Raw genomic sequence first — 17813 nt, 5'->3', positions numbered from 1 at the left:
CAGTAGGGTGGGGCACATCGTTCGTCTGAGCAATACGTTGCCGCGTTCGCGGCAACGCAGTCCGTGTTCGATCAGCTGCGGTTGCCTTGGCGTTCCAGCCAATGCGCGAATGATGGCGGCAGCTTGCTGAAGCCCGCGTTGCGCTCCACAGGCCCACGCCTATGCGTTTGACTCACGCGAAGGCGAGTGTCTTCGATCGCACCGCAATGGCGCCAGGCGCGCTTTTCAGGCGCGTGCGCTCACCCGCATGACCTGTGCGACAACGCAGCGGGCGCTGCAATGCTGCGACATGCAGCTTCTGAGCAGCCGGCACGAGTCCTTGCTCAGATACACGCACCGGTAACCACTGACGCACGCGTACTTGCCGCCTGCGGATGTTCGATACCAAACAGCCCACTGCCTGCAGCTGGCCCCCAATCCCGATCGCCAATCCCAACGACGTGTCCCGGCGCACGTTCGGTACTTGCGCGGCAATGTCAAACTGCAGGCGGTAGCGTCCTCTGACCGCTACAGGTTTGGTTGCTGGTTGCCGAAACTGAATTGCTTTACTCTGCTGCGCATCGGCGTAGGGCGCGCGCCGCGCCGCCCAAGGCGCAGTCCAGCCCGCATGCCAGCTTCTCTTCTTATCTTCTTTGGCGGGTGATCTCATGGTGGCATTGCAGCAGCGCTCGATCGACGCGATCCGTGGCCAGGAAGCCGCGTTGTTGGCTGCGTGGTTGGGCTCAGGCCTCGGCAACGATGCGCGCATTTCTACGCAGGATCTGCAGGCCCAGGGCGCGGACTTCCTGCGGTTGCTGGCCGCCGCGTTGAAGGGCGATGGCAGCAGTCTGGAGAGCGCCGAGTGGAGCGAGGTGCGTCGCTTCCTGGAGAACCTGTCGCGCGACCGCGCCACCCGCGGCTTCGATTCGCAGGAAACCGCCAACTTCATTTTTTCGCTCAAGCGCGTGTTGTTCGAGCTGGTGCAGCGCGAATACGCCAATACTCCGGAAGACCTCGCACAGCAGCTGTGGGCGCTGTCCGAACTGCTGGACCGCCTGGGCCTGTATACCGTCAAGGCATTTCAGAAGACCCGCGAAGACATCATCGCGCGCCAGCAGGAAGAGATGCTCGAGCTGTCCACCCCGGTGGTCAAATTATGGGAAGGCGTGTTGGCGCTGCCGATGATCGGCACGCTGGATTCGCAGCGCACCCAGGTGGTGATGGAATCGCTGCTGCAGCGCATTGTCGATACCGGCTCGGAGATCGCCATCATCGACATCACCGGCGTGCCCACCGTGGACACGCTGGTCGCGCAGCATTTGCTCAAGACCGTCACCGCGATCCGGCTGATGGGCGCCGACGCCATCATCAGCGGCGTGCGCCCGCAGATTGCGCAGACCATCGTGCACCTGGGGCTGGATCTGCAGGGCATCGTGACCAAGGCCAACCTGGCCGATGCGTTGGCACTGGCGCTCAAGCGCACCGGCGTGATCGTGAGCAAGGCGCTCTGACATGGAGCGCATCCCGATCCTGCGGATGGGCAATCTGTTGCTGGTCACCATCCAGGTGGACATGCACGACCAGCTCGCGCTGCAGCTACAGGAAGATCTGTCGGAAAAGATCAGCCTCACCTCCGCGCGTGGTGTGCTGATCGACATCTCCGCACTGGATATCGTCGACTCGTTCATCGGCCGCATGATCAGCACCATCTCCGGGCTGGCGACGCTGATGGGCGCCCGCACCGTGGTGGTGGGCATGCAACCGGCGGTGGCGATCACCCTGGTGGAACTGGGGCTGACCTTGCCGTCGGTGCGCACGGCGCTCGATGTCGAACGCGGCATGCGGCTGTTGCAGCAACCCGACCCCGCATCATGACCACCGGCTCGCAACCGGTCCGCACCGAGCAGGACGTGGTGCTGGCGCGTCAGACGGTGCGCAAGCTGGTGGTGCAATGCGGCCTGCGCCTGGTCGACCAGACCAAGCTGGTCACCGCCGCCAGCGAGCTGGCGCGCAACACCGTGATCTACGGTGGTGGTGGCGACATGGACTGGGCGCTGGTGGAAAGCGGCATCCGCAAGGGCGTGCAGCTGACCTTCCGCGACGAAGGCCCGGGCATCCCCAATCTGGATCTGGCACTCACCGACGGCTGGACCTCCGGCAGCGGGTTGGGGCTGGGCCTGTCCGGCAGCCGGCGGCTGGTGGACGACTTTGTGCTGGACACTGCGGCCGGCAAGGGCACGCGCATTACCATCACCAAATGGAAGTGAATGTTGCCGGTGCACTTACCCAGGTCATCCGCGTCGAAGAAGTGACACAGGTGGGGCAGGTGCGCCGCGATGCGGTGGCGCTTGCGCAAGCCAGTGGCTTCGACGAAGGCGCCTGCGGCCGCGTTGCGCTGGTCGCGACCGAGCTGTGTACCAATCTGCTCAACCACGCTGGCGGCGGGCAGATCCAGCTGTGCAGCGTGGCCGGTCGCCACGGCATCGGCGTGGAGCTGTGTGCGCTCGATCACGGCCCGGGCTTCGTGCTCGCCGATTGCCTGCCTGATGGCTATTCCACCGGCAGCACGCCCGGCAATGGCTTGGGCGCGGTGCGGCGGCATGCGGCGCTGCTGGATGCCTATTCGGACCGCACCGGTGCGGTGGTGCTGGCGCGCGTCTATGCCGATGCAAACACCACGCCCGATCTGCCGTATGGCGCCATCCGGCTGCCGCTGCATAGCGAAGTGGTGTGCGGCGATGCCTGGCATCTGGCGATCGATACGCAGCACGTCACCGTCACCCTGATCGATGGGCTGGGCCACGGTCCGGGCGCGGCCGATGCCGCCGATGCCGGCACCCGCGTTGCCGCCACTGCCAGTGGCGAACCCGACGCACTTCTCGCGCTGCTGCATGCCGGCATGACCGGCAGCCGTGGCGGCGCGACCGCGGTGATGCAGTTCGACGCCAGCAGCGGGCAGGTGCGCTTTGCCGGCGTCGGCAACATCGCCGCAGCCTTGTGCGACGGCGATGGTGTGCGCGGCATGCCCTCGCATCCGGGCATCGTCGGCGTGCAGTTTCGTAGCGCCAGGCCGTTCGATTTTCCGCAGGCCGCAGGCAAACTGTTGGTCATGCACAGCGACGGCCTGCAGACGCGCTGGAACCTGCGCGATCACGCCGGGCTGTTGTCGCGCCATCCACGCATCATTGCGGCCGTGCTGCTACGCGATTACGCGCGCGGCCGCGACGATGCGTGCGTTTTCGTCATGCGCCTGGGAGGCATGCAATGAACGCATCCGATGCAGGGCCGGGCAGCGATCCGATGACCGAACTTGCGACCCTGCGCGAGCAGAATCAGGCGCTGCGCGAGGAACTGGAAGAAACCAACCAGGGCGTGCTGGCGTTGTATGCCGAGCTCGACCAGCAGGCCGAACAGCTGCGCGAGGTGTCCGAGCTCAAGAGCCGCTTCCTGTCGTACATGAGTCATGAGTTCCGCACCCCGTTGGGCTCGATCCTGAGCATCACCCGGCTGCTGGAAGACGGCATGGACGGGCCGCTCAACGACGAGCAACTCAAGCAGGTGCGCTTTGTCAGCGCGTCGGCACGCGAACTCACCGACATGGTCGACGACCTGCTGGATCTGGCCAAGATCGAAGCCGGGCGGGTGACCATTTCGCCGGGCTGGTTCGACTTGATGGACCTGTTCGCAGCGTTGCGAGGCATGTTTCGCCCGCTGACCGATGTGGGCACCACCACGCTGATCTTCGAAGATCCGCCGGTGCTGCCGATGCTCTACACCGACGACAAGAAACTGGCGCAGATCCTGCGCAACTTCATTTCCAATGCGCTCAAATTCACCCCGCACGGCCACGTGCGCGTGCTGGCGCAGATGGAAGGCGACGACCACGTGCGCTTCAGCGTGCAGGACACCGGTATCGGCATCGCGCCCGAGCTTCACGACGCCTTGTTCGAGGATTTTGTACAGGTGGATTCGCCGCTACAGAAGCGCCTGACCGGCACCGGGCTGGGGTTGGCGATCTGCAAGCGGTTTGCCGAATTGCTTGGCGGACGGGTGGGCATCAACAGCGTGGTCGGGCAGGGTTCGGAATTTTTCGTGGTCCTGCCGGTGACGTTGGCAGCGGAGAAGGCACTTGAGCAGTAAGCAGCACATTCTGGTCGTCGACGACAACGCGGTGACGCGCTATTCGGTGCGGCGCGTGCTCGAGCATCACCGCTTTGTGGTCGAAGAAGCCGGCACCGGCACCGAAGGCCTGAACAAGCTGGCCACGCAGACCTTTGCCGGCGTGGTGCTGGACGTCAACCTGCCGGACATGAGCGGCTTCGACATCGTGCGTAGCCTGCGCGCCGAGCCGCGCACCGCCTTGCTGCCGGTGGTGCACGTGTCGGCGGCCTCGATCGCCACCGGCGACATGATCACCGGTCTGGATGCCGGCGCCGATGCGTACCTGATCCATCCGGTCGACCCCAATGTGCTGGTCGCCACGCTGCGCACGCTGTTGCGCGCGCGCAATGCCGAAGACGCGTTGCGGGTCAGCGAGGCCCGCTTCCGCGAGATCTTCGAGCACATCAGCGCGCCGATCGCCGTGGTCGATGCCGCGCTGCACACCCATGAACGCAACGCGGCGTTTCAGCGCCTGATCGGCGACGCGACGCCGGGCGATGCAATCCACGCTGCGGGGCTGGATCAAACGGCTACCGTGCAGGCGCTGACCAGCGCATTGGGGCAGCGCGAGCGCTGGAGCGGCACGCTGTCGATCCTGCGCGACGGCAAGCTGTGCGAGACCGAATGGCGGGTGTCGCCGTACCGCGAGCCGGATCTGGGCCTGCTGATGGTGGAAGACGTCACCGAGCGGCGCGAGCGCGAGCGCGAGCAGCGCCAGGAACTGGATACCGCCACCACCGAACTGGCGCACCAGATCGCCGAACGCCAGCGCACCGAAATCCAGCTGTTGCAGGCGCAAAAGATGGAAGCGCTGGGTAAGCTCACCGGCGGCATCGCGCACGATTTCAATAACCTGTTGACCAGCATCATTTCCGGCCTGGACATGATCCAGCTAGCAGTGGAATCCAACCGGATCGAGCGCGTGCCGCGCCTGGCCGAGATTGCCACCGGTTCTGCGCATCGTGCTGCAGCGCTGACCCAGCGCATGCTCGCCTTTGCGCGCAAGCAATCGCTGGATGCGCAGCCATTCGACGTCAATCTGCGCGTGCGTTCGCTGGAAGACATGCTGCAACGCTCGATCGGCGAGAACATCGCCCTGGAGCTGGAACTTGCCGATGCCTCGCTGGTGGCCATTGCCGATGCCAACCAGCTCGAGAACGTGGTGCTCAATCTGGTGATCAACGCCCGCGATGCATTGCGCGGGCAGGGCACTATCCGCGTGCAGACCGCCGCCTACGTTGCGCACAACGATCCGGAACTGGACGATGGCGAGTACGTGGCAGTCAACGTGATCGACAATGGCAGCGGCATCGAGCCGGCCATCCTCAACCAGGTGTTCGAGCCGTTTTTCACCACCAAACCCATCGGCGAAGGGACTGGCCTGGGCTTGTCGATGACCTATGGCTTTGCGCGCCAATCCGGCGGTACTGCGCGTATCACCAGTGCGATCGGCCAGGGCACCACGGTGGCGTTGTTGCTGCCGCGGGGGCTGTCGGCAAGTGCGTTGCCGCCGGCAGCGGCGCCGACCACGCCACGGGCGCGCAACGCGCGCATTTTGTTGGTGGACGATACCGACGTGGTGCGCATGATGGTGAGCGAAGTGCTCAGCGACGCCGGGTATGAGGTGATCGAAGCCGAAGATGCCATTGGCGCGTTGGAGCAATTACGCACCGATGTGCAGATCGATCTGCTGGTGTCCGACGTCGGCCTGCCGGGCATGAACGGGCGCGACATGGCCGACGTGGCGCGCACGCTGCGTCCGGGGCTGCCGATTCTGTTCATCACCGGCTACGCCGAAAACGCCATTACACGGCAGGAGTTCCTGGCCGACGGCATGGCCTTGCTGCCCAAGCCCTTCAGCCTCAACGATCTGCTCAATACGGTGGGGCAGATGCTCGACAGCAGCGCGCTGGCGCGCGCGTAAAGCACAGTGATTTGCATGTTGGTGTGGGTGGATGCTACGTCGGATACGACGACGCTGCGGCACGACGTTGCTGTTGCGGCACTGGATGCGATAAGTCGCATCCGCAGTAACGCGTTCGATCAGACCTGCGCCAGGCGCAGACACCGCAAGCAATAGTGCGCGCTGGTTTTCGCGTGTACTGCATGGAACTGATTGCGCGGCAGGGCGGTGTACGCGTGCCGGCAGTCAACGCAAATACGCGTACGGCCCGAACGTTGCTCCCAGAAAGCCGCCGGCCGTCTCGGTGCTGAGCAGTGTGGCGTCGCCCTGTTCGAGCAGCGTCTGCCACTGGCCGCTGCCCACTGCGTAATCCACATGCACCCGCGCGCCATCCAGCGCAAAGCGCAGCTGCACCGGTTGCGTTGCATCGGGCAGCGGTGCACGTGCCAGCACGGTGCCAATGCTTGGGTCCTGCAGGCCGGCGCGGCGATATAGCACCACCGACGCGCCGGCTTCATCGCGCACCAGCATGGCTGCCAGAAAGTGGCTTTCCTTGGCCACCAGCGCAAGGCCGGCCTGTTCGCCGGCCGCCAGCGCGCTGCCATCGACACTGGCCGCCAGCGTGGCGTGGTGATGTTGCAGGCGATGGCCCAGATACGCAGGTTGGCCGCGGCCGATGTCGCCCAGCGCGACCTGCGACGGGGTGATGCGCAACCCCTGCGGGCCGGGCTGGTACCACGGCTGGGTGGGCGGGTGGATGGTCATCCATTGCATCGGCACGCGCGCTTCCTGGAAGCGCTCGCTCCATTGCATCGGGCCGCTGGTGGGCAGGGTCTGGGTGCCACTCGGCAATGCCGGGCGCGTGGCCACCGGCGGCACAGCGCTGCCATGCGGCACTACCTGCGGCCAGCCGTCGCGCCATTGCACCGGCAACAAGAAGGTTTCGCGGCCAAGCGCGTAGTGGTTGCCTTGATATGGGCGGGTACCCAGGAACACCGCCCACCAGCTGCCGTCCTTGAGCTCGACGAACTGTGCGTGCCCGGTGGAGGTGATCGGTGCGCTGCGGCTCGGGTCCAGGTCGTGCTGGGTCAGCACCGGATTGCCGCTCCAGGGCTCGTAGGGGCCGGTGATCTGGCGGCTGCGGTAGATCATCTGCGCATGCTGCTCGCCGGTGCCGCCTTCGGCCGCGGTGAGGTAGTAATAGCCATCGCGGCGGAACAGATGCGGGCCCTCGATGTGCTCGGGATTGGTGGCCGGTTGAAAGCCCGAATCCACGATCGCCTGACGGGTGCCGACCAACTTCATGCGGGTCAGGTCCAGCTGCTGCAGCCAGATGGCGCGGTGTCCGTCGTAGCGCAGTTTGCCGGCGGGCACATCGTTGTTGACCAGCCAGGCGCTGCCGTCGTCATCGAAGAACAGCGACGGGTCGATGCCCTTGGCGTCGAGCCAGATCGGGTCGGACCACGGCCCGGCCGGATCGGTGGCGGTGATCAGGAAGTTGCCGCCATCGCAGTAAAAACAGGTGTTGGCGATGTAGAAGGTGCCGTCGTGGTGGCTGATGCTGGCGGCGAACAGGCCACGGGTCAGTTCGTCGCGGCCGTAGTCGATCTGGTCGGCGCGATCGATCGCGTTGCCGATCTGGTTCCAGTGCACCAGATCGCTGCTCTTGAACACGGGCAGGCCGGGAAAATAGCCGAACGTGGAATTGACCAGATAAAAGTCGTCGCCGACCCTGATCGCGGACGGGTCCGGATAAAACCCGGCCACTACCGGATTGCGGTACTGCGCCTCGGTCGGCAACGGGCCGCCGTCATCGCCCTGGTAATCCACCTGGGTTATCAGTGCGCTGCCGGCGTAGGCCAGCTGACAACTCATGGCGGCCATCAGGCCCAGCATCCATCCGATTGGTTTCACGACAGTTCCCCCGATGCGCGCCACTGGCGTAGCGCCAGCTTCGCGGCAGCATGACAGCTCGCCGCCGGGCAGGGCATGCCGTTTTGCCATGCCGCACGCGTGTGATGGCATGGCTGTGCGCAACCTGGCCGATGGGCGCTGATCGGCACGCCTGCCACTTCGCTGCAACATTGCTGACATATCGTGCGCGCGGCGCCATGCGGCGCCCCCTTCTGGCAGACCCATGCCGAACGGACTCATCTTCGTGTCGTTACCCAAGGATCAACCCGCATGTCGTTGTACTCGTCTGTCTCTCCGTCGCTGAGGTCCGTTGTTGCGCATCTGGATGCGCGTGCACCGCAACGTACGCCGCTGGCACGCGCCTGCGCCTGTCTGCTGCTCGCCTCGATGGCCGCTGCCGCATCGGCCCAGCAAGCGCCGGCCAGCCAGGGCGAGGGCAGCCCCACCGCGCTGGACGCGGTCACCGTCACCGCCGAGCACCGCGAGCAGAACCTGCAGGAGGTGCCAGTGTCGGTGGGCGTGGTGCAGGGCGCGGCGATGCGCGAGTACACCGCCGGCGGCGACGACACCTTGCTGGCACTGTCCGGCCGCGTGCCGGGCTTCTACGCCGAGACCACGACCGGGCGCATCTTCCCGCGCTTCTATATTCGTGGCCTGGGCAATATCGACTTCTATCTGGGGGCTTCGCAGCCGGTGTCCATCATCCAGGACGATGTGGTGCTGGAGCACGTGGTACTCAAATCCAACCCGGTCTATGACGTGGACCAGGTCGAGGTGCTGCGCGGCCCGCAGGGCACCTTGTTCGGCCGCAACACCACCGCCGGCATCGTCAAGTTCGACACCGTCAAGCCCGGCGATACCTATACCGGCCGCGTCGACGCCAGCTACGGCAGCTACAACACGGTGTCGCTGGATGGCGGCTTCGGCGGGCCGATCAACGATGTGCTGTCGTTCCGGGTGTCGGCGTTGTACCAGCACCGCGACGACTGGGTGGACAACACCTTTGCCGGCAGCAGCGCCGATGGCACGCGCACCCCGCGCAAGGACGCGATGGGCGGCTACAACGACCGCAATGCGCGCCTGCAGGTGCTGCTCAAACCCAACGATGCGTTCTCGCTGCTGGGCTCGGTGCACACCCGCGACTACGACGGCACCTCCACGCTGTTCTTGCGCAATGCGGTGACGCGCGGCAGCGACAAGGTCGACGTGCCGCGCGACCGCGTGGCCTACGACGAAGCGACAACCCGCAGGCCTACAAGACCGATGGCGGCTCGATCAAGGCGATCTACGATTTCGGCGGCGTTTCGCTGACCTCGATCACCGCTTACGAAACCACCTCCGGCTACAGCCGTGGCGACACCGATGGCGGCGCAGCGGCCAACTACCCGGTCAATGGCGTGCCGAACGGGTTCGGCCAATCGATGGGGCAGATTCGCGACCTGGATCAGTACACCCAGGAACTGCGCCTGGCCAGCGAAGGCGACGACGCGCTGCAATGGCAGATGGGCGCGTTCTATTTCGATGGCCGCGATACCACCGATTTTTATCAGCGTGCGTACTTCCTGCGCACTGCCGCGCGCAATCCCAACAACTGGGTGCGGCTGCGCAACACCAATACCTCGTGGGCCGGCTTCGGTCAGCTCAGCTACAAGGCCACCGATGCGCTGACGCTGACCGCCGGCATCCGCCAGACCAAGGACACCAAGGAAACCCGTCTGCTCAAGACCGCCGACACCGCGGCCGGCGCGGTGACCTACCGCGGCCGTCGCGATGTGCGCATGTCCGACACCCAGCCCAGCTGGGATTTGAGCGCGATGTATGAACTCAACCCGGACCTGAGCGTGTATGCACGCGTGGCACGCGGTTTCCGCGGCCCCACCATCCAGGGCCGCAGTGCGGTGTTCAACTCGGACTTCACCACCGCCGATTCGGAAACCATCCTGTCGTGGGAAGCCGGCATCAAGAGCAGCCTGTTCCAGAACCGGCTACGCCTGAATGTCAGCGGCTTCACCTACACCGTCGATGATATCCAGCTCAACGGCAACGATTCGGACGGCAACGGCGTGCTGTTCAATGCCGACAAGGCCAAGGCCTACGGTCTGGAAGCAGACCTGGATTGGCGCCCGATCTCCAACCTGTCGCTGACCGCGGGCCTGAGCCTGTTGCATAGCGAAATCGACGACAAACGCGTGTTTGCGCAGGCCTGCGCGCTCAATGGCGTGGTGGTGTGCACGGTCAACGACCCCACCATCCGCGTCGGCGCCAACACCTTCGCGCAGATCGACGGCAACCCGCTGCCCAACGCGCCCAAGTACAACCTCAACCTGGCCGCACGCTACGACATCCCGATGGGCAACGATGGCGCCTTCTTCGTGTCCACCGACTGGAACAAGCAGGGCGAGACCAGCTTTGTGCTGTACGACTCCACCGAGTTCCGTGCCGACGGCAACTTCGAAGGTGGCCTCAAGCTTGGCTACACCGGCGGCTACGGTGCATGGGAAGTGGCGGCATTCGCGCGTAACATCACCAACGAAAAGAACGTCAAGGGCGTGATCGAAAACTACATGGCGGCGGTGTACAACGAGCCGCGCATCGTGGGCGTGTCGGTCAACGTCAACTGGCAGTGATCGCCAGCTGATCCTCGGGGTGCGGCGTCCGCGTCGTCGCCGTGCCTGTATCGACGAAGGCCAGCTGCGTGCATGCGCAGCTGGCTTTTTATCAGCGGCTATCGAGCACCGAGCGCACCCAGCTGACGATCTGCGCGCTGCTGACCGCGCCGGAATGACGGCCGATCTCATGCCCGCCGCGGATGACCAGCAGGGTGGGGATGCTGCGGATGCCAAAGCGCGTGCCCAGTGCAGGATGCAGATCGGTATCCACCTTGGCCAGCCGCACCTGCGGCTCCAGCGTCGCGGCGGCGGCTGCAAATTGCGGTGCCATGCTCAGGCACGGCGCGCACCACGGCGCCCAGAAATCCACCACCAGCGGTAGCTCGCTGCGCACGGCGTGCTTGTCGAAATCCGCCGCCGACAAGGTCACCGGCGCCCTCAGAAACAGCGGCCGATGGCAACTGCCGCAGTTTGACGCATCGTGCAGGCGTGCGCGCGCAACGCGGTTCATGGCAGCGCAGTTCGGGCAGGCGATCAGCAACGGTGCGTCGGTCATGCGGTGGTCTCCGGTGGGCAGGCAATGCAGTCGCGACGCCCGGACATCACTGACGGCACATGCGGCTGCATGTGGTCAGTGTAGCGACCACGGCAGAAGGCCCTGTATCGGGAGGCCGGCCGCCGCGCATGATGCCTGCGGCGGCCAGGCGACAGCGCGCGGCAACCGCGCGTTGCTTCGCTCAGGCCGATTGCCCAAGCGTCACGATCGGGACAAAGCCGCCGTAGATCATGCGTTTGCCATCGAAGGGCATCGGGTTGACGGCCGGGTCCATGCGCGGGTCGTCCATCATCTTGCGCATGCCCGCATCGCGGGTGGCCTTGTCCGGCCATTCGATCCACGAAAACACCACGACCTCGTCGTCGGTGGCATCGACTGCGCGCTGAAAGTCGGTCCATTGGCCCCGCTGCACGTCGTCGCCCCAGCACTCCATCACGCGCAGTGCGCCGTACTCCATGATGACCGCATCGCCCATGCTGGCGTGCTCCTGAAACGCATCCTTGTTGGCCTTGGGCACGGCAAGGACAAACCCATCGACATACGACATAACCGCCTCCGCTGACATGACGCACGGCGTGCGCCTGATGATGACGAACAGATGTTGGTGCGATCGAAGAACGTGGAGAGCCGTGTTCCGGCGCGTGGCGCCAAGGCATCGACCGGAGCATACGGTGCATTTCGGTCACTGGCACTGCTCGCGCTCGCATGACCCCAACGGCTGCGGTTGAGTCCGGCGATGCGCTACAGGGCGCGCCGATGACGTGCGATCCACGTTGGATGCGCGCGCCAGATGCGATTGCGATGCTGCAACGCTCAGATGGGCTGGTGGTGCGGGGTGCACCTGCGCCTGCGCCGGGCATTGCGCGGGCGGCTCGCCGCACAGCGCAGCGTGGCCGCATGCGTTGTCGAAGGCCGCCAGTGCGTTGCCTGGCCGCCTGCGCGTGCTGCGATCATGCAGCCAGGTTGTGCCGCCGCAGTCTGGCTTCGAACACCACATCGCCGTCTTCGTTGCGTGCCTGCAGCGTGCCGCCGTGCGCCTTGACGAACTGATCGGCGATGAACAACCCAAGCCCCAGCCCCTGGCTGGCATGGAAGCTGGCCTTGAACGGTTCGAACAGGCGCGGCATCAGGCTGTCGGGGATGTGCCCGGTGTTGCGGACCGACAGCCGCAGCACGTCGCGCTCGCGGCCGTCCAGATGCACTTGCACCGGATGACTGCCGCCATGCAGCACCGCATTGCCGACCAGGTTGGACACCACCTGCGCCAGCCGGTCGCCGTCGCCGTCGCCGTCCAGGTCGCCCTCGGTGCGCAGGTCGATGGTGGTGTGCGGGTTGGCCTGCGCCACCTCGCCGACCACGCTGTGCGCCACCTCGCCCAGATTGCAGGGGCCGAACTGCATCGACAGCCCATCGGTGCGCAGCCGCGAGAAATCCAGCAATTGTTCGACCATGCGCGCCATGCGTCGCGCGCTGTTTTCCAGGTGTTCGAGCGTGCGTGCGGCCGAGCCGCCGCCATCGATGTCCAGGCTCAGTTTGTCTGCGCACAACAGGATCACCGACAGCGGCGTGCGCAAATCGTGGGTGAGCACCGCCATCATGGTTTCGTTGAGCGTGAGCGCGCGTTCCAGCGAGGCATTGCGCGCCTTGAGCAGCCGGCGCTGCTGGTGCAACTCGATAAACACATTGACCTTGCTCAGGATCACGTGCGGCTCGATCGGCTTGTGCAAAAAATCCACTGCACCGCTTTCGTAGCCCTGGAACGCGCGCATCGGATCGTTCGGCGAGGCGGTCAGGAAGATGATCGGTACATGCCGGGTGCGCTGCGAGCCGCGCATCAACTCCGCCAGCGAAAAGCCGTCCATTTCCGGCATCTGCACGTCGAGCAGGGCCAGCGCCACATCGTGTTCGAGCAGCAGCTCCAGCGCTTGCGCACCGGAGGATGCGCACAGCACCTGGATGCCGTCGCGCTGCAGCAGCGCTTCCATCGCCACCAGATTCTGCGGCATATCGTCCACGATCAGGAGCTTGGCGGGTTCATCGCCGTGCGCAGCAAGGCTGGTCGTGGTGAGATTCATGGGTGAAAGACTTCCAGTCGGTTGCAGATCGCCTGCAGGGTCAGCACCGCATCGGCACCGGCGTGGGCAAGGGCAGAGGCGGGCATCAGTGGAGACGCGGCATCATCGGGCAGCTGGATCCAGGCAGTGCCGCCTGCTGCGCGCACTGCGGCCACGCCGGCACTGCCATCGCTGCTGGCGCCGGTGAGCAGGATCGCCAACAGACGCTCGGCAAACACGTCCGCAGCCGATTCGAACAAGGGGTCGATCGCCGGACGCGAGAACAGCACTGGCGCATCCATCGACAGGGCCAGGCTGTCGCGGGTTTCCACCAGCAGGTGATAGTCGGGTGGGGCAATGGTCACGGTGCCAGCGCGCAATGGCTGCTTGTCGTCCGCCTCGCGCACCGTTAGCGCGCAACGCGCATCCATCAGCTCGGCCAGATGGCTGGTGCGGTCGCGCGGCAGATGCAGCACCACCAGCACCGGCATCGGCAGATCGGCGGGCAGGTGGGACAACAGCGCCTGCAGCGCCATCACGCCACCGGCGGAGGCGCCGATCACGATGGCGTCGAACTGCCGGTGCGCAGGCGTGCTGCTCATGCTGCCTTCCGATAGAGGCGTTGTTCGCGTGCGCAGGTTTCAAAGGCCTGCGCATGTGCGCCGAATTGCAGCGATTCCTTGCTGCCCAGTCCCAGAAAACCGCGGTGCACCAGGGCGTCGAAGAACAGGCCCACGGCACGGTCCTGCAGGCCGCGGTTGAAATAAATCAGCACATTGCGGCACGACACCAGATGCACTTCGGAGAACACCGTATCGGTGGCCAGGCTGTGATCGGCGAATACGATATTGCGCTTCAAGCGGCGGTCGAACACCGCACCGTCGTAGGCAGTGGTGTAGTAGTCCGACAACGACCCACGGCCGCCGGCATCCAGATAGTTGCGGCTGAACTGTGCGATGCGATCGATGCCGTACGCGCCGGCTTCGGCCATGTTCAACGCTTCGGGATTGATGTCGGTGGCGTAGATGACGGCCTTTTCCAGCAAGCCTTCTTCGTGCAGCAGGATCGCCAGCGACCAGACCTCTTCGCCGGTGCTGCAGCCGGCCACCCACAACTTGATCGACGGATAGGTGCGCAACACCGGCACCGCATGCTCCCGCAGCACGCGAAAGTACGCCGGGTCGCGAAACATCTCCGACACCTGCACGGTGAAGAACTGCATCGCCTGCGCAAACGTCTCCGGTTCGTGCAGCAGCCGATGCTGCAAATCGGCCACGCGGGCGCACTCGAAACGCGCCATGGCATGGCGCATGCGCCGCCGTAACGACGACACCGCGTAATCGCGAAAATCGTAGTGATAGCGCTGGTACACCGCTTCCAGCAGCACCCGCAACTCCAGATCGAACAGTTCCACCGGCGTCATTGCCGCGAGCACCAGACCCGGCACAGCGACACCAGCTTGTCCACGTCGATGGGCTTGGCGATGTAGTCGTTGGCACCGGCTTCCAGGCAGCGTTCGCGGTCGTCGGCCATGGCCTTGGCGGTCAGCGCGATGATGGGCAGATCCTGCCACTGGCGATTGGCGCGGATCTCGCGCATCGCAGTGATGCCATCCATCTCCGGCATCATGATGTCCATCAGTACCAGGTCCACCTCGCGCTCGGCCAGGCGTTCCAGTGCTTCGCGGCCATTGCGTGCGATCTCCAGGGTCACGCCCAGCGGTTCGAGCACGCTGGACAGCGCAAAGATGTTGCGTACGTCGTCTTCGGCCAGCAGCACGGTGGCGCCGTCGAGCACCGCATCGCGGCGACGTGCTTCGCGCAGCAAGCGTTGCTGGTCGCTGGGCAGCGAGGCTTCCACGCTGTGCAGGAACAGCGTGACTTCGTCGAGCAGGCGTTCGGGCGAGCGCACGCCCTTGATGATGATGCTCTTGGAATACCGGCGTAGGCGCTGTTCTTCGTCGCGGGTGAGCGCACGGCCGGTGTAGACGATCACCGGCGGGAATGCGACGGCGTCGTTGCCGGCCATGCGTTCGAGCAGGTCGTAGCCGCTGCCGTCGGGCAAGGTGAGATCGGTGACCATGCAGTCGAAGGTGGAGCCGGCCAACTGCGCCATCGCCTCGGCGATGCTGCCCACCGCAACGATGTCCAATTGGTCGCGCGCCAACAGCAACTGCAGGTTTTCGCGCAAGGCGCTGTCGTCTTCGACGATGAGCAGGCGACGCACCGCACGCGCGTTGGTGTCTTCCAGTTGACGGATCGCACCGGCCAGCAACTCGCGCGTTGCCGGCTTGATCAGATAGCCCACCGCACCCAGTTCCAGTGCGATCTGGCTGCGTTCCAGTGCAGACACCACGTGCACCGGGATGTGACGGGTGGCGGGATCGCGCTTGAGGCGTTCGAGCACGCTCAGGCCGGAGGCATCGGGCAAGCCGATGTCGAGCAGGATGCCGCTGGGGCGCAACTCGGCGGCCAGTCGCAGCGCTTCTTCGGCGCTGGGTGCGACCACGCAATCGAAGTCCAGCTCGTGCGCCAGGTCCACCAGGGCCTGCGCAAAGCGAGTGTCGTCTTCTACCGCCAGGATCAGCCGGCCGGGACGAGTGCGCTGATCGCGGTCGTCCTGCGCGCGTTGCTGTGGCGCCGCGTTGGGTGCAGGAATCGGCAGCGGCACTTCAGCGGAGACAACGCCGGGGTGCTCGCCAGGCCGCGGTGTCATCGTCATGCCGGTGTGGTGACGCGATAGCGCGGGCGCGTTGACTGCACTTGACGTCGATGTCGGCGTCGATGTCGCTTCGGCGGCGCGCATCGCTTCTGCCGGTGCACCGTCGGTCGGCAATTCCAGGGTGAAGCAACTGCCGCGCCCGGGTTCGCTGTCCACGCTGATGCTGCCGCCCATGCGTTGTGCCAGGTCGCGCGAGATCGACAAGCCCAGGCCGGTGCCGCCATAGCGACGCCGTGTGCTGCCATCGGCCTGACGGAACGCTTCGAAGATCACATCGGTCTGTTCGCGTGCGATGCCGATGCCGGTGTCGTCGACCTTGAATAGCACCCGTCCTGGTGCGCTCGCCTGGATCGACAGACTTACCGTGCCGCGTTCGGTGAACTTGATCGCGTTGGCCAGCAGGTTCTTGAGGATCTGCTGCAGACGCTGGTTGTCGACCACCAGTTGCGTCGGTGCGTCGGCCTCGGTGCCGATCTCCAGGGTCAGGCCCTTCTGTCGCGCCAGCGGTTCAAAGGTGTCGCGCAGTCGCTGCAGTACCGAGCTGGTGGCGACGGTGTCGTCGGTCAGTTCCACGTGACCGGCTTCGATCTTGGACAGATCCAGGATGTCGTTGATCAGCGCCAGCAGATCGTTGTTGGACGACAGAATGGCCTGCGCGTATTTCACTTGGTCGGCGCTGAGCGTGCCGTCCTTGTTGTCGGCAAGCAGCTTGGCCAGGATCAGCGCACTGTTGAGCGGCGTGCGCAGTTCGTGCGACATGTTGGCCAGAAATTCCGACTTGTAGCGCGAGGCGGTGGCCAGTTCGTTGCCATTGCGCACCAGCTGGCCTTGCGCGACCAGCAGCGCCTGCTTCTGCGCTTCCAGCGCCTGGGTACGTTCTTCCAGCTGCACATTGGTCTGTTCCAACTCGGCCTGCTGCTGTTCCAGATCGCTTTGCGATTGCTGCAGGCTGCGGCTCTGTTCTTCCAGTTCTTCGTTGGCCACGCGCAGTTCTTCCTGCTGCGTCTGCAGTTCTTCGCTCTGCCGCTGGGTTTCTTCCAGCAAGGTCACCAACTGCGCGCGCAGCAGCGCGGTGCGCAGCGCCAGGCCGATGTTCTCGCCGCAACGCGCCAGCAACTCTTCCTCGCGGGTGCCGGATATCTGCGCGTCGCTCACCCGGCCGAGTTCCAGCAGGCCGATCACCCGGCCATCGGCGGTCACCGGGGCCAGCAGCAATTCCTGGCAGGCGCTCTGGCCCAGGCCGGAGGCGATCTGCAGATGCCCGGCATCCACACCACGCACGCGGCGCACCGTGCCACGCTGCAACACCTCACCCCATTGGCCCGCATTGCTGGGCAGCGTCTTGGGCATGTCGACCGGCAGCGCCGCGCCGCCGGTGAGCCGCAGGCGCTCGCCCTCCACGCGGTACAGCGCGCCGACCTGCGCATCCAGCGTGTCGCACAGGGCGCGTAGCGCGGCATTGGCCAGGTCTTCCGGGCTTTGATCGCCGCGCAGGCTGGCTTCGAGCGTGTTCTCTGCCTGCTGCAGCCACAACGCCACTTCGGCCTGACGACGCGCGCGGATCGCCTGCGTCACCACCAGGGCCATCGCCAGAAACGACACGCCGCCAGTGCTGCGGTTGATCGACGAGAAGCTCGAATTGGTACTGGGTGGCGCCAGATGGAAGCCGATCGCCAGCAGCGCGCACGACAGCACTGCCACCACCAGCGGCGCCTGCGGCCGGTTCTGAAACACCGTCACGCCCACTGCCATGAAGTAGGTCAGCCACACCGCATAGCCCAGCGGCGTGACCAGTTCCACGCCCAGCGTGCCAGCCATCAAGGCCCCCGCGATGACCCAGATCCAGCGGTCGCGTGTGGTCGAGATGTTCTGCATGAGGCACGCGCACCGAACGGGGAGGGGGGGGCATGGTAGCC

At 65.3% G+C, this 17813-nt stretch carries 14 protein-coding genes and 1 pseudogene; 7 read left to right on the top strand and 8 right to left on the bottom strand.

Annotation, left to right across the window (positions count from 1 at the left end; genetic code table 11):
• Positions 1-172 precede the first annotated feature (172 nt).
• The gene (locus XdyCFBP7245_RS23660) at positions 173-649 is read right to left on the bottom strand and encodes a hypothetical protein (protein WP_146091636.1); all 477 of its coding nucleotides are present in this window, start codon (positions 647-649) and stop codon (positions 173-175) included.
• Here XdyCFBP7245_RS23660 and XdyCFBP7245_RS01920 point away from each other — a divergent pair.
• From XdyCFBP7245_RS01920 to XdyCFBP7245_RS01895, 6 genes are read left to right on the top strand one after another with little or no spacing between them, the layout of a single operon-like run.
• On the top strand, positions 648-1490 hold the full coding sequence (locus XdyCFBP7245_RS01920) for an STAS domain-containing protein (protein WP_104614243.1): 843 nt from the start codon (positions 648-650) through the stop codon (positions 1488-1490). The two genes, XdyCFBP7245_RS23660 and XdyCFBP7245_RS01920, sit on opposite strands and share 2 nt — an antisense overlap.
• 1 nt (position 1491) lies before the next feature.
• Entirely contained in the window at positions 1492-1854 is a 363-nt protein-coding gene (locus XdyCFBP7245_RS01915) for an STAS domain-containing protein (RefSeq protein ID WP_104614129.1), read from the top strand.
• The gene (locus XdyCFBP7245_RS01910; protein WP_104614128.1) at positions 1851-2246 is read left to right on the top strand and encodes an ATP-binding protein; all 396 of its coding nucleotides are present in this window, start codon (positions 1851-1853) and stop codon (positions 2244-2246) included. Before XdyCFBP7245_RS01915 ends, XdyCFBP7245_RS01910 begins: the two co-directional genes overlap by 4 nt.
• A complete protein-coding gene (locus tag XdyCFBP7245_RS01905; protein ID WP_104614127.1) occupies positions 2237-3247 on the top strand; it encodes an ATP-binding protein in 1011 nt (336 codons plus the stop codon). The genes XdyCFBP7245_RS01910 and XdyCFBP7245_RS01905 overlap by 10 nt, the downstream gene beginning before the upstream one ends.
• Positions 3244-4119, top strand: a complete 876-nt coding sequence (locus XdyCFBP7245_RS01900) for a sensor histidine kinase (protein WP_104614126.1) — start codon at positions 3244-3246, stop codon at positions 4117-4119. The genes XdyCFBP7245_RS01905 and XdyCFBP7245_RS01900 overlap by 4 nt, the downstream gene beginning before the upstream one ends.
• Positions 4109-6064 (top strand): response regulator, encoded by a 1956-nt coding sequence (locus XdyCFBP7245_RS01895; RefSeq protein WP_104614125.1) that lies wholly within the window; start codon positions 4109-4111, stop codon positions 6062-6064. Before XdyCFBP7245_RS01900 ends, XdyCFBP7245_RS01895 begins: the two co-directional genes overlap by 11 nt.
• Before the next feature lie 225 nt (positions 6065-6289).
• Here the strand turns inward: XdyCFBP7245_RS01895 and XdyCFBP7245_RS01890 are convergent, their stop codons facing one another.
• Positions 6290-7939, bottom strand: coding sequence for a glycoside hydrolase family 43 protein (locus XdyCFBP7245_RS01890; RefSeq protein ID WP_104614124.1), 1650 nt, complete (start codon positions 7937-7939; stop codon positions 6290-6292).
• 288 nt (positions 7940-8227) lie between these two features.
• Between XdyCFBP7245_RS01890 and XdyCFBP7245_RS01885 the strand changes: the two are divergent.
• Positions 8228-10584: pseudogene (locus XdyCFBP7245_RS01885) on the top strand (TonB-dependent receptor).
• 91 nt (positions 10585-10675) lie between these two features.
• On the opposite strand, the gene trxC reads toward XdyCFBP7245_RS01885, so the two are convergent.
• The 6 genes from trxC to XdyCFBP7245_RS01855 form a co-directional block, all read right to left on the bottom strand.
• Entirely contained in the window at positions 10676-11122 is a 447-nt protein-coding gene (gene trxC, locus XdyCFBP7245_RS01880; protein WP_104614123.1) for a thioredoxin TrxC, read from the bottom strand.
• 181 nt (positions 11123-11303) lie between these two features.
• Positions 11304-11669: a DUF1428 domain-containing protein gene (locus XdyCFBP7245_RS01875; RefSeq protein WP_104614122.1), complete on the bottom strand. Its 366-nt coding sequence runs from the start codon at positions 11667-11669 to the stop codon at positions 11304-11306.
• 403 nt (positions 11670-12072) lie between these two features.
• A complete protein-coding gene (locus XdyCFBP7245_RS01870; RefSeq protein WP_104614121.1) occupies positions 12073-13197 on the bottom strand; it encodes a hybrid sensor histidine kinase/response regulator in 1125 nt (374 codons plus the stop codon).
• Positions 13194-13778, bottom strand: a complete 585-nt coding sequence (locus XdyCFBP7245_RS01865) for a chemotaxis protein CheB (RefSeq protein ID WP_104614120.1) — start codon at positions 13776-13778, stop codon at positions 13194-13196. Before XdyCFBP7245_RS01865 ends, XdyCFBP7245_RS01870 begins: the two co-directional genes overlap by 4 nt.
• Positions 13775-14623, bottom strand: coding sequence for a CheR family methyltransferase (locus XdyCFBP7245_RS01860; RefSeq protein WP_193552536.1), 849 nt, complete (start codon positions 14621-14623; stop codon positions 13775-13777). Before XdyCFBP7245_RS01860 ends, XdyCFBP7245_RS01865 begins: the two co-directional genes overlap by 4 nt.
• Entirely contained in the window at positions 14596-17772 is a 3177-nt protein-coding gene (locus XdyCFBP7245_RS01855; protein ID WP_104614119.1) for a response regulator, read from the bottom strand. Before XdyCFBP7245_RS01855 ends, XdyCFBP7245_RS01860 begins: the two co-directional genes overlap by 28 nt.
• Between the last annotated feature and the right edge of the window lie 41 nt (positions 17773-17813).

The organism is Xanthomonas dyei, assembly GCF_002939865.1.
GTDB classification, from domain to species: Bacteria; Pseudomonadota; Gammaproteobacteria; order Xanthomonadales; family Xanthomonadaceae; genus Xanthomonas; species Xanthomonas dyei.
This window is presented reverse-complemented; position numbering and strand designations above follow the sequence as displayed.

Coding starts and splice junctions, on each gene's coding strand:
- XdyCFBP7245_RS01865 (WP_104614120.1), bottom strand. CDS start 13,778: ATGAGCAGCACGCCTGCGCACCGGCAGTTCGACGCCATCGTGATCGGC.
- XdyCFBP7245_RS01890 (WP_104614124.1), bottom strand. CDS start 7,939: ATGCTGGGCCTGATGGCCGCCATGAGTTGTCAGCTGGCCTACGCCGGC.
- trxC (WP_104614123.1), bottom strand. CDS start 11,122: ATGACCGACGCACCGTTGCTGATCGCCTGCCCGAACTGCGCTGCCATG.
- XdyCFBP7245_RS01900 (WP_104614126.1), top strand. CDS start 3,244: ATGAACGCATCCGATGCAGGGCCGGGCAGCGATCCGATGACCGAACTT.
- XdyCFBP7245_RS23660 (WP_146091636.1), bottom strand. CDS start 649: ATGAGATCACCCGCCAAAGAAGATAAGAAGAGAAGCTGGCATGCGGGC.
- XdyCFBP7245_RS01855 (WP_104614119.1), bottom strand. CDS start 17,772: ATGCAGAACATCTCGACCACACGCGACCGCTGGATCTGGGTCATCGCG.
- XdyCFBP7245_RS01915 (WP_104614129.1), top strand. CDS start 1,492: ATGGAGCGCATCCCGATCCTGCGGATGGGCAATCTGTTGCTGGTCACC.
- XdyCFBP7245_RS01875 (WP_104614122.1), bottom strand. CDS start 11,669: ATGTCGTATGTCGATGGGTTTGTCCTTGCCGTGCCCAAGGCCAACAAG.
- XdyCFBP7245_RS01905 (WP_104614127.1), top strand. CDS start 2,237: ATGGAAGTGAATGTTGCCGGTGCACTTACCCAGGTCATCCGCGTCGAA.
- XdyCFBP7245_RS01920 (WP_104614243.1), top strand. CDS start 648: ATGGTGGCATTGCAGCAGCGCTCGATCGACGCGATCCGTGGCCAGGAA.
- XdyCFBP7245_RS01910 (WP_104614128.1), top strand. CDS start 1,851: ATGACCACCGGCTCGCAACCGGTCCGCACCGAGCAGGACGTGGTGCTG.
- XdyCFBP7245_RS01870 (WP_104614121.1), bottom strand. CDS start 13,197: ATGAATCTCACCACGACCAGCCTTGCTGCGCACGGCGATGAACCCGCC.